This is a genomic window from Azospirillum endophyticum (assembly GCF_016595245.1).
Lineage (GTDB): Bacteria > Pseudomonadota > Alphaproteobacteria > Azospirillales > Azospirillaceae > Azospirillum > Azospirillum endophyticum.
Genome location: NZ_JAENHM010000069.1, coordinates 1 through 12,534, shown reverse-complemented (window position 1 = coordinate 12,534; position 12,534 = coordinate 1). Strand labels below are relative to the sequence as shown.

Here is a 12,534-nt window from a genome sequence, read left to right as displayed (position 1 = left end):
GTCGTCCCCGCGGTAATATTGGTCGCTATATTATAGGTTCCAGCCATACTAGTCCCCTTCAGGTTTGGTTCGCCGGCGGATGAACCACTTTAGAGGTGTGCGCCGCGCCAGGGCTGAAGGCAGGCAGATTCAGCCCTGGCGCGAGCTAACACACCGTGCCCTTGTTATCCGAAGGAACCAATCCATGGCAACGCGTTTCTACCGAAATGAGTAGCCTCTGCCTCTTGTCGCGCGGACATGTCACGCGAAGGAGGTAGACAGGGCAGCCGTCACCCACCCCAACGCCTTGTAAGGCCTGGCAAAATGGCCGGCATGGCAAATGCGCCACAGACGACGATAAGAGGTGACGTATGGCCAAGCCACTGCTGCCCTGCAAGACCGCAGCGGTTTCTTTTCTCGAATCGATCATCGCATGACCTGTTTCGGCCGAAACTTGTCATACCAAACACCCGTCGTAGGACGTTTCTGTTGCATTTTGTTAACATAGACTGCGCCTGCCCCTTCCAGACCTCAGGATGGGCTTGGAGAAATCGCGAGCAGCCGCTATTCCGTTGCAGCGACCGGGCAGCATATCGCCGATGTGCCCGCGGACGCTGACCAATGACCTCCATGGCGTGCAGGACGACGGACCCAAGGTATGGCGACCATCCAGGAAGCACTCGCCGTTGCGGTGCAGCAGCATCAACACGGCCAACTGGCCATGGCCGCGCGGATTTATGGCCGCATCCTCGCACTTGATCCTGCTCATTCCGACGCCCTGCACCTGATGGCGCTGATCATCCGGCGCGGCGGCCAACCGCAAGCCGCCTTGCGGATGATGCACCGGGCTCTGCTCCTTGCGCCGGACATCGCCGAACTCCGCCTCAATCTCGGCAATCTGTTGCGCGAACTCGGGCTGGGAGCGGCGACGTCCTACCGCAGCGCGATCGCCCTGCGCCCGGATTTGGCGACGCCCCAGGAAAGCCTGGGCGGGCTGTTGCGCGCGCAAGGCCGTCTCACCGATGCCGAAGGGGTCTATCGGCGGGCAATCCACCTCAATCCGGCCGGCACGGAGGGGCACAACGGGCTGGCCAACGTCCTGCAGGAACGCAACATCCTGGACGGTGCCGTCGCCGCCTACCGCCGCAGCTTGGCCATCGACCCCGCACACATCGCCACCTGCAACAATCTGGGCATCGCGCTGCGCGGGCTGGAGCGCCCGGCCGCGGCGATGGCTTGGCACCGTCGCGCCGTCATGCTCGACCCGACCTTCGCCGCCGGCCACACCAGCTTCGGCTTGTCCTTGCAGGAGCAGGGACGGCTGGAGGCGGCTGCGCAAGCCCATGTCCGCGCCATCGCCGCGGATCCGGCCTTCGCCGGCGGCTATGCCAACCATGCCAATGCCCGGCTGAACCAGAACAGGGCGGACGAGGCCATCACCGGCTTCCGCCGCGCCATCCTGGTCGATCCGGCAAGCCCCGACGCCCACCGCAATCTCGGCATGGCACTGCTCGTCGCCGGCCGTTTCGATGAAGGCTGGCGTGAATATGAATGGCGCCTGCGCTGCAAGGACGCCCCGACCCACGCCACCCTGTCAAAGCCGCGCTGGACGGGCGAGCCGCTGGACGGACGCCGCATCCTGCTGCACGGCGAGCAGGGGCTGGGCGACGCCCTGCAGTTCTGCCGCTACGTGCCGATGGTGGCGGCACGCGGCGGCCGGGTGATCCTTGGCCTTCCGGCGGCGCTGGAGCGGGTGATGGCAGGACTGCCCGGCGTGGAGCGCTTCGTCAGCGGGCAACTTTCCACCGACGCCTTCGACCTGCACCTGCCGATGCTGAGCCTGGGTGAGGTGTTCAGGACCCAGATGGACAGCATCCCGCACCGCGTGCCCTACCTGTCTGCGGAACCGGAACTGGTGTCACGCTGGGGGGATCGGCTGGCGGGGCTGAGCGGGCTGAAGGTCGGCATCGTCTGGGCCGGATCGCCCACCCACGGCAACGACCGCAACCGCTCCATCGGGCTCGCCCCCTTCGCCAGGCTGGCCGCCATCCCCGGCGTCAGCCTCGTCTCCATCCAGAAGGGGCCGACCGAAGGACAGGCCGCCGACCCGCCCGGCGGCTTTCCCCTGCTCAACCTCTCCCCCGACATCAGGGACTTCGCCGACACCGCCGCCATCATGGCAGGCCTCGACCTCGTCGTCTGCGTCGACACCTCCGTCGCCCATCTCGCCGGAGCCCTCGGCGTCCCGGTCTGGGTGCTGGTCCCCTTCGCTCCAGACTGGCGATGGATGCTCGACCGCCAGGACAGCCCCTGGTATCCAACCATGCGACTCTTCCGACAAACAAGGCCGGGGCACTGGCAAGAGCCCCTCGGCCAACTGGAACATGCCCTGCGCGAGCACACCGCCCACTCCACCCACAGCCGAACCGGACCTTCCGACATGCCGATCCTGGCGCCCGTCTCCTGGGGCGAATTGCTGGACAAGATCACCATCCTCGACATCAAGGCGGAACGTATCGCCGACGCCGACAAGCTGGCCAACGTTCGGCGCGAGCGTGAAGCGCTGATGGCCGTGGCGGCACAAGCCGACACCAAGCGGCCGGATGTGGCGGTGCTGATCGACGATCTGCGTGCGGTCAACACCACACTGTGGGTGGTCGAGGACGAGATCCGCGACTGCGAGCGCGCGAAGGATTTCGGCCTGCGCTTCGTCGAACTGGCCCGTCAGGTCTACCACACCAACGACCGCCGGGCCGCGTTGAAGCGCGACCTCAACCGCCTGCTCGGCTCCGAGTTGGTCGAAGAAAAATCCTATCAGGCCTATTGAGGCCCGAACGCCCTCATTCCCGCCAACCGAAGGGTCCTGTTCCATGACCGCCGCCGACACCACCGCCGGGACCGCCAGCCTTCCGCGTGAGCAGAGCACCCCGGACGATCGTGCCGTGGAACAGCGCCTGTCGCAGATCCTGGAACTGTGCCGGACCGGCCGGCCGGAGGAGGCCGAGGGACCCTACCGCGAGATGCTCGGCACCCCGCCGCGGGATGCAGCCGGGCTGCTGTCGCTGGCCGAAGCCGCCCGCATCCTGGGCCGGCCGGTCGAGACCGTGGCCTGGGCGGAAGCTGCGGTGCGGTTGCAACCGGACAGGGCCGAGGGTTGGAGCGTGCTGGCATTCGCGTTCATCGCCGCCGGCCGCCCCGACGACGGCTATGCGGCGGCGGCCGAGACGCTGCGGCGGGCCGGGGCGGCAGGCGGAACAGCGGCGATCCAGGCACACCGCGCGCAGGCGCTCGCCCGGCTGCGCCGCGGCCAACTGGCAGAGGCGGCGGCTGCCTGCGAAGAGGCCCTGCGCCTTGCCGGCACCGTCGCCCAACCGGCCCAGGGGCTGCGTCAGGCGCAGGCCGAGACGCTGGGCACCCTGGCACTGGTCCGCACGCTGGAGGGGCGGGCCGAGGAGGCCGAAGCGCTGTTCCAACGGGCACTGTCGCACCGACCGCTCCTGCCGGAAATCCTGGGCAACCACGCCTCGCTGCTGGCCCGGCTCGGCCGCGACGAAGAAGCGCTGGAACAGGCCGAGCAGGCGGTGGCGTTGCGCCCGCGGCTGGCGGGAACCCTGCACCTGATCGGCACCCTGCACCACCGCGCCGGCCAGCCGGAATCGGCGATCGCCGCCTTCCACCGGGTGCTGGCGGTCGATCCCGGCCATCTCGACGCCCGGCTGCGGCTGGCCGACAGCCTGCGCGTCGCCGGCCATTGGGAGGAGGCGGCCGTCGTCTGCCACGATGGGTTGGCACGCATCGCAAACCCGGACGATCCCGGCCGGACGGCACTGCTGGCCAATCTGGGTGCCGCCCTGCAGACCGGTGGCGACGCCGCGGGCGCGCTGGAGGCCTACCGTGAAGCGCTGCGCCTCGCCCCCGATCTGCCGGAGGTCCACAACAACCTCGCCCGTCTGCACCAGGAAACCGGGAACCCCGACGCTGCCATCGAGGCGTTGCGCCACGCCACGAACGGACGGACGGCCGACATGCCGCTTCCGCTGCGCCGCGCCCTGCTGTCGCTGCTGATCGCCGCCGGCCGGACCGCCGAAGCGGAGGCCGAGGCCTTCGGCATCGCCCGCACGGCACCGGAGGACGCGGAATTGTGCTTCGGCATCGCCGCGCTGTTCCTGCAGGGGGGCCGGCGCGACCAGGCCCTGCCCTATGTGCGCAAGGCGATCCGTCTCGCTCCCGATGTGCCGCGCAATTGGATCGCCTTGGTTGAGGCGCTGCGCGACGCAACCCTGCCGGAACAGGCCGATGGAGCGGATGAAGGATTGCGCGCCGACCTGCTGACAGCGCTCGGCCGCCCGGAGGTGGAGGGTGCCGGGTTGTCGCGCGCCATCGCCGGCGTCCTGATGGCATCGCCCATTCTGCGCCATCTCGCCGCCCTGCCGGAGGATGAGGGACCTGCCCTGGATGAGGCCAGCCGCACCCTGCTGGCCGACGGCTCGCTGGCCGGGCTGGCGGAGGATGCGCTGCTGCTGGCCCATCTGCGCGCCGCCCCGGTCTGCGATCCCGCCCTGGAGCGGGCAGTGACCCGGCTGCGCCGGGTGCTGCTGCTGGCGCTGACCGGCCCCGGCCTGCCCGACCGGCCGGCCTGGCGTGCCCTGTGTGCCGCCATCGCCGAGCAGTGCTTCCTCAACGAATACGTCTTCGCCGAGACCGACGGCGAGTTCCAGGTACTGGCGGTGCTGGTCCGCACGGCCGAAGCGGCCCTGGATCGCAACGAGCAGCCGCCGGCGGTGCTGGTCGCCCTGCTCGGCGCCTACCGGCCGCTCTACCACTGGGAGCGGGCGACCGCCCTGCAGGCCCTCTCCTGGCCCGAGGAGATCGCCCAACTGCTGGACCGGCAGGTCACCGAGCCGCTGAACGAAGCGGCGATCCAGGCGGAACTGCCGGCACTGACACCGATCGACAACCCGGTATCGGTCGGCGTGCGCGCCCAGTACGAGGAAAACCCCTATCCGCGCTGGATGAGCACCGGCCTGCTGCCGGAGCCGGTGCCGCTGCCGCGTTTCCTGCACGCCCTGTTCCCGTATGCCACCCTGCCCGCCTCCCCTGCCTGGGACGCGCCGGGCTGGGAGGCGCCGGAGGTGCTGGTCGCCGGCTGCGGCACCGGGCGCGAGGCGGTGTGGGCCGCCTCCACCTTGAAGAACGCAAAGGTGTTGGCGGTCGATCTCAGCCGCCGCAGCCTCGCCTACGCCACCCGGCAGAGCCGGCGGATGGGCCTGACGGGCATCGAGTTCGCCCAGGCCGACCTGCTGGAGCTGGGAGCGCTGGGCCGCCGCTTCGACGTGGTCCACAGCGTCGGCGTCCTGCACCACATGGAGGACCCAATGGCGGGTCTGCGCGTATTGCGCAGGCTGATGCGACCGCATGGCGTGATGGAGGTCGGCTTCTACAGCGCCGCCGCCCGCCGACCGATCCTGGCAGCGCGCCAGTTCATCGCCGAGCGTGGCCATCCGCCGACCCTGGAGGGCATCCGCCACGTCCGCCGCGATATCCTGGCCCTGCCGGAGGGCCATCCGGCGCGGGCCGTCGTCCGGTCCCCGGACTTCTACGGCACCAGCGCCTGCCGCGACCTGCTGATGCATGTGCACGAGTTGCACGTCACCCTGCCCTGGCTGGCCGGGGCGCTCGATACGCTGGGCCTGGAGTTCCTGGGCTTCCGGCTGGCCGATCCGGCGGTGGCGGCGCTCTACCGCAAGCGCTTCCCCGAGGATCCGGCGATGACTTCGCTGCCCCGCTGGGACCGACTGGAGGCGGAGCATCCGATGATCTTCGGCGGGCTGTACCAGACCTGGGTGCGGGTGCGGGAGTGAGGTTCCATATCGGGGAAAAGAGGGATAATCCGCATGGCGGGGTCATCCCCGCACAAGAGCCGGATGCCGAAGATTTCTTGATGGTTGTCGGTTGCTTGTCCGGCACAAGCATCTTCGATACATTGCTGGCGAAATCTGCACACAAGTTAAAAAATCCAGCTTCAGAGCTACTTGAACTAATCTGCAGAGGTCAAACGTCATGACGAAATACGGCAATCAGGAACTACAAGAAAAAAATTGGACCATTTAAAAAAATCCAGAGAACGCATTGTCAGTGTAATCAGCAGCCGACGCGCTTTCAAACCAAATCATCTGGCAATGATATCACCATTGTTGCCGATCTGGAGAATGCCGTGACGATTTCCGATGCGAGCTCCAACGTGATCGTCTGCACCCATGTCCTCTCGGCCATTCCCGATTCACGCGCCGCAGTGGCCGAACTGCATCGCCTGCTGCCACCAGGGGGCTTGCTGCTGATCACCATGCCCCCCATTCTGCAGAAATACGCCCCTGATCCCAAGGATTGCTGGCGCTTTACACGTGATTCCCTGTCTGATCCTCTGCACGGTTTTCCAAATTCTGAGCTGTCGATCCACAGCAACTCTGCAACCCTTGCGGGATCTTCATATTATCTAATGCATAACCATTTTCCTGTTGAGTTCCTTTCGACACACGATCACGAATGCCCGAGCATCGTCGCTGCTGCCGCCTGGAAATGTGCAATTCCCCGGAAAGCCCCCAAATGAATGCGCCCACCACCCGCCACTGGGATGATTTCGCCAAAGGTTTTCAGATGATCAGTGTGTTCGACACGCGGATTTGCGATAACAACCTAGGCAACCATATCATCATGGAGGCAGTCGACCACCATCTGGAGGCACTGTTCCCCGATGCTTTTCAAATTCGTCTCCCCTATCTGGACAGCTTGGGAGCTGAAGCAATCCGTTATTTAAACCAGAGCGCATATGCTTTCTTTGGTGGCACCAACGCACTTTCCAGCGACATACAGGCCTATCGTCAATGGGGGCTTGATCTCGACATCGCCCGTCAGCTAGGCAACGTCATCTTGATGGGTGTTGGCTGGTGGCAGTATCAAGGCGACCCTACCCCTTACACCCGCGATGTTTTGACCAACACGCTTGACCGCAACCGAATGCATTCGGTGCGCGACAGCTATACCTACGACAAGCTGCGCCGTCTGGGCTTCGACAATGTTCTGATGACTGGCTGCCCATCACTGTGGGAAATCACACCGGAACATTGCACTGCCATTCCGACTGAAAAGGCAGAAAACGTACTGCTCACCCTGACGCACTACTCTCCAGACGCCTCCGACACTCATCTCGTCAACGTGCTGCGCCGACATTACCGGAAGGTCTTCTTGTGGATACAAGGGCCGGAGGATTATCTGCACGCAGCTCGATTGGGCGGCGGCTTTGAAATTGTTCAACCCAGCTTGGCCGCTCTTGACCGACTGCTGCATTCGGAACTGTCCATCGACTGCATCGGCACCCGCCTGCACGCAGGAGTGCGCGCCATCGCCGCCGGCCGCCGGACCATCATCATCGGCGTCGACAACCGGGCGCTTGAAATGGGAAAAGATGTCGGCTTGCCAGTACTGCCCCGCCAGATGATCAGCCGGCTTGAAGAGCTAGTCTCCGGCCGCTTCGCCTTGAGGGTGCAGCCCCCCACCGATGCGATCTCCGCCTGGAAATCACAATTCACCGCCTGAAGGACCATTGAACCTCCCCATGCGCATTCTCAGCGTCAGCACCTTGGACCAAGCGGGCGGTGCCGAAAAAATCGCCCGTGATTTGTCGCATGGCTATCGCGCCCACGGATACGAATCCTGGTTGGCGGTGGGCTGGAAACGTGATCCCGATAGCGGAGCACTGGCCATACCGATGGATCATGGCTATCAAGCCAAAAATCCATTGGCCATTCCGCGACGCTCCGATTCCGAAATCGCCGCCGACCTCGAACGCGGGCGGGAGGTATTCGACTTTCCCGGTACATGGGATTTGCTGGACCTGCCGCCAACGCCTCCTGATATTCTGCATTGCCATAATCTGCATCGTTGGTATTTCGACCTGCGCGCCCTGCCCTGGCTTGGTCGCACCTTGCCCACGGTATTGACGCTGCATGACGCTTGGCTACTCAGCGGCAACTGCGCCCACTCCCTGGATTGCGAACGCTGGCAAACGGGCTGCGGCGCATGTCCCGACCTTTCCCTGTACCCTGGCCAGAAGCGGGACGACACCGCCGGAAACTGGTTGCGCAAGCGCGCGATTTTCCAGCAAAGCCGGCTCTACGTCGCAACACCGTGCCGCTGGCTCATGGACAAAGTGGAGAATGGGATTCTCGCCGAGGGTATGATCGAAGGGCGGGTCATTCCACAGGGCGTCGATCTGTCGGTCTATCGACCGGGAGACCGCGTCCAGGCCCGACGCGCCGTCGGACTGCCGGACGACGCCGTCGTCTTGCTGTTCGCGGCAAACGGCATCCGCGCCAATCCCTGGAAGGATTATGCTGGCTTGCGGCTGACGCTGCAGAAACTATCGGTTCGGTTGCCTGGCCGCCGGCTGCTCTTGATCGGTCTAGGAGAAAGTGGCCCGCCTGAGGCCATCGGCGAGGCGCAGGTGATATTCCTGCCGTTCCAAAGCGACCCGCAGATGGTGGCGACCCTGTACCGCGCAGCCGATGTCTACGTGCACATGGCGCGGGCGGAAACCTATCCGAACGTGGTGATGGAAGCCTTGGCTTGCGGCCTGCCGGTCATGGCCTCGGCGGTCGGCGGCATACCCGAACAAATCGTCAGTGCCTTCGATTGGTCCGGCGGTTCCGCCTCTCAGGATGCTTGCGGCGGCTTGGCAGCGGCGGGGGATGCCGACGCAATGGCCGAAAGGCTGGCGCTTTTGCTGCAGACCCCGGAACTGTGGCAGCGGTTGAGCGAGAACGCAGTCCGCCGAAGCGTCGCGCATTTTGATTTCCGCCGGGTGGTGCGTGACTATCTCGATTGGTTCACGGAACTGCGTGAGCGTTTCCCGGCGGATATACGCCCGCCAACGCCGCGCCGCGCCCACGACACCGCGGCTTCCCCGTTGTCCACCCCGGCATCGGTTCCGGCGCCAGCCTCTCAATGGCTTTCCACCTTGGCAACAGCTCTGGCCGCCGGGCATCCGGTCAGCCGAACATTTGGGCTGGATCGCGGCTCGCCCGTCGACCGGCGCTATATCGAGCATTTTCTCACCACTCATGCTGGCGACATCCGTGGCCGGGTTCTAGAAATCGGCGACGCCACCTATACTCGCCGTTACGGTGGCAACCGGGTGGGTCACAGCGATGTTCTGCATGCCGAACCCGGCAATCCTGCAGCCACCATCATTGGCAGCCTGACCGATCCTGCAACCGTGCCAAAATGCGCCTTCGACTGCATCATCCTCACTCAGACCCTGCACTGCATTCTGGACATGCGCACCGCCCTTCAAACCGCGCGTGACGCCTTGGCTCCTGGCGGTGCTCTGCTGTTCACCGTGCCTAACATCACCCCGATCAGCCGCTATGACATGGACCGCTGGGGGGATTTCTGGCGGTTCACCAGCAAAGCCGTAATGGAAACCGTCCGCAGCATGTTTCCAGAGGACGAGTTGGAGGTTACCCGCTATGGCAATGCCGCCGCCGCCACCGCTTTTCTGAACGGCATCGCTGCGGAGGAATTGCCCGACGATCTTCTGTGGGCGTCAGACCCTGACTACGAAGTTACCATCGCCGCCCGCTTGCGCCGCAGGTCTTCAGCACGCCAAGTTCGGCGCGTCGGCACGGGCGTCCCACCCGTGATATTGATGTACCATCGCGTGGCCGATTTGGCGCTTGACCCGCAACTTCTGTCCACCACTCCAGGCAATTTCGACCAGCAAATTGCGGCTCTGTCGTCGCTAGGCACCCCCATGCCGCTGGCGGAATTCACCAGCCGATTAGCGGCAGGAAAGCCGGTTGACAGCGCCCTGGTTGTGACCTTTGACGACGGCTACGCCGATAATCTGCTTGCCGCCAAGCCGGTCTTGCAAGCTCATGGCGTGCCCGCGACGATGTTCGTTACCGCTGGGATGGTCGACGGCGATCGGGAGTTTTGGTGGGACGAGTTGGAACGCCTGCTTCTGGTGACGGAAAACTTGCCACCAACCATAACGCTGCGCACTGGCAAAGGCGACCAAGTGTTCAGTCTGGGGGACAGTGCCCATTATGGCGCCGACGCCCGTCACCAGCACGCGGATTGGTCGGTTGAGCAGACAAATTTTCCGACGCTGCGCCATATGCTGTACCGCTATCTGCAACAAGCCGTCCACAACCTAGGGGAGGATCAGCGCCGCCAAAGCGTTCTGGACGCTGTTGCTGCTTGGGCGGGGCTTAATCGAATTGGTCGCACCAGCTATCGACCTTTGCGCGCGGAAGAAGTGGTGGCACTTGCAAGCGGTGTGACCACTGTCGGTGCCCACACCATGACCCACCCCATGCTCGCACTGCTGTCGGAAGACGCGCAACGCCAAGAGATCCTCGGCAGCCGTTGCTTTTTGCAGGAACTTACCGGTAGCACCATCGATTTTTTTGCCTATCCATACGGGTCAGCGCCCAGTTTTAGCCCCCAGACCATTGCCATCGTCAAAGAAGCTCTTTTCGCTGCTGCCTTCTCAACCCTTCAAGCTCCTGTTAGAGCAGGGGACGATCTTTTCACTCTTCCGCGCATGACGGTGCGAAACTGGACAGCAGAAGAACTGGAGCGACGACTGACTGACTTCCGTCACCCTCGATCTGGAGCGGATTGACCGGCATCAAATTGGGGAGTCCCATGAACGGGCTGTTGTGATTTGAAGTTCGGCTTGGTTTTGGGAGGCTAGTCTGGGTGGCAAAAGCACTGTCTATCGATCTTCGTCGGCGCGTGGTGGAGGCGGTTGTACGCCTCCAACTGTGCCGCGAAATGACTTTCTCATCATCAGACCGTCGCCTGGAGATCGCGAAGCCACCAGATCCCATTCTTAACCGACTCATTCAGGCCATCTGCTTCCCAGCAGCGTGGGCGTGGATCATACTGCTTTCGAGCAGATGCACATCCCAATCCACGTTCGGCGCCATGCCGCCTATCTCTGCAAAGATGCGGCCCCAGATTTTTGTTGACAAAAAAGCAGCGCTGCTTCCGTCAACCTTATTTATTTTAAAGTCTCTACGTATCCATATGGAAACTACGCAATGCGTTTTACTGTAAGAGATTGCTCACTATCAGTGATCTTGAAGTTCTTATTTTCAATTAGAAAATTATCAACTGCAGTCTTCGCGCCACTATAAAACCAGTAATCATCAAAAATAATAAATCCTCCAATGCTAACATTTGGCGCAATTCTCTCAATGCACACTGCAACAGGGTCATGCCAATCACAATCGATATGGGCGAATGCGACCTTGTCATTCACGAACAATGTATCTTCAAACAAACCTTTATGGAAATCAATGCTAGTATCATCCAAAGATAGACCGGTTGATTGGATATTATTTTTAACAACGTCGATCAGATTATCTTGATATCCATAATATTTATCTCCTCCAATACCTTCAGAGTTTCCAGATCTGATGACTTCATATCGGTCATGAGCATCTCTCCCGTCCTTCTCAGAGGGGGCAGGGATGGTAGAGAAAACATCATAAAGAGCTAATTTTTCATGCGGTCGCTTGAAGTTGGCAATAAGAGCTGCGGTTCCACCAAGAGCAACACCGGCTTCTATGTAAATGCCTTCAACCCCCTCATTAACCTCACGAAGCGCCTCGCATATCTTTACGAGCTTTAGAGGGGCACAGTAAGTCATTTTGTTCGATAGGATCAATTTTATTACTTCAATTTCTCGGTTGGTAAGCGCACGCATTTCCGCACCATACATCAAGTTCGACATGTGAGCGTTACCATAGCCGATATTGATCCTGGCATCCAAGATGCTCAGCCGAATAATCCGCTGTTGTTGGACAAAAACAATAAAAGTCAATCGAAGTGACGGTCAGCCCAGGGCTCCGAATCCGGGTTAACGGATTTTAACGGCGAGGATAGCGTCGAGGTAATCGGTGTCCCAGCCGGCCAGCTTCCGTCGGAGCTTGATGCTGGTGGGTCTTGGTGTGGCGGCCGGCTTTTTGGTGGCACGCCGTAACCCGGAGCGTGGCCGGGTGGGTTCGGTGGCCTTGCGGACGAGGTTGATGGCGAAGTGGCGGACGACGGCCATGTTCAGGGCACCGTGGCCTTTGCGTAGGCGGGATTGGTCGTCGTTGAAGACGACGTCGAGCACCCAGTGCAGTTGGTTCTCGATGCCCCAATGGCCACGCACGGCCTCGGCCGCCGCCTGGGCGGTGAGCGGGGCGGAAGTGATGTAATAGCGCGTGTCGGTGCGGCAGCGATCCTTCAGCTCGACCTTGCTGATCACCCGAACGATGGCGGCGACGGCGGGCAGGCAGACTTCGCCGGGAAAACGCCGTGCGCCGCTCAGCCAATCGACCTCGCGCGCGACCGTGATCGCGCGCTGCTCGATCCGGCCATGGCCCTTGTCGATGTCGGCGGCGTGATCGAGCGTCTCCGGCGGTGCGCTGGAGAAGAAGCTCTCGATCTCGTCGCGCAGGGTGGGCTGGTTGGCTTTGACCGCCAGCAGATAGTCGGCCCCGG

Annotated in this window: 7 protein-coding genes; 5 read left to right on the top strand and 2 right to left on the bottom strand. The window is 62.8% G+C overall.

Going from position 1 to position 12,534, the window contains the following annotated elements; genetic code table 11:
* The first annotated feature begins 637 nt into the window (after positions 1–637).
* The 5 genes from JHL17_RS25255 (at position 638) to JHL17_RS25235 (ending at position 10,663) form a co-directional block, all read left to right on the top strand.
* Entirely contained in the window at positions 638–2,806 is a 2,169-nt protein-coding gene (locus JHL17_RS25255; protein ID WP_211113554.1) for a tetratricopeptide repeat protein, read from the top strand.
* Between the two features lie 43 nt (positions 2,807–2,849).
* On the top strand, positions 2,850–5,840 hold the full coding sequence (locus JHL17_RS25250; protein WP_200197447.1) for a class I SAM-dependent methyltransferase: 2,991 nt from the start codon (positions 2,850–2,852) through the stop codon (positions 5,838–5,840).
* A gap of 215 nt (positions 5,841–6,055) precedes the next feature.
* Positions 6,056–6,586, top strand: coding sequence for a methyltransferase domain-containing protein (locus tag JHL17_RS25245; RefSeq protein ID WP_200197548.1), 531 nt, complete (start codon positions 6,056–6,058; stop codon positions 6,584–6,586).
* Positions 6,583–7,572: a polysaccharide pyruvyl transferase family protein gene (locus JHL17_RS25240; RefSeq protein WP_200197446.1), complete on the top strand. Its 990-nt coding sequence runs from the start codon at positions 6,583–6,585 to the stop codon at positions 7,570–7,572. Before JHL17_RS25245 ends, JHL17_RS25240 begins: the two co-directional genes overlap by 4 nt.
* 19 nt (positions 7,573–7,591) lie before the next feature.
* On the top strand, positions 7,592–10,663 hold the full coding sequence (locus JHL17_RS25235; RefSeq protein WP_200197445.1) for a glycosyltransferase: 3,072 nt from the start codon (positions 7,592–7,594) through the stop codon (positions 10,661–10,663).
* 414 nt (positions 10,664–11,077) lie between these two features.
* Here the strand turns inward: JHL17_RS25235 and JHL17_RS25230 are convergent, their stop codons facing one another.
* Together JHL17_RS25230 and JHL17_RS25225 are read right to left on the bottom strand one after the other, a co-directional pair.
* Positions 11,078–11,779 (bottom strand): TylF/MycF/NovP-related O-methyltransferase, encoded by a 702-nt coding sequence (locus JHL17_RS25230; protein ID WP_200197444.1) that lies wholly within the window; start codon positions 11,777–11,779, stop codon positions 11,078–11,080.
* 126 nt (positions 11,780–11,905) lie between these two features.
* Positions 11,906–12,534 (bottom strand): ISAs1 family transposase (locus tag JHL17_RS25225; protein WP_200197443.1); only part of this gene is annotated, 629 nt, incomplete at its 5' end.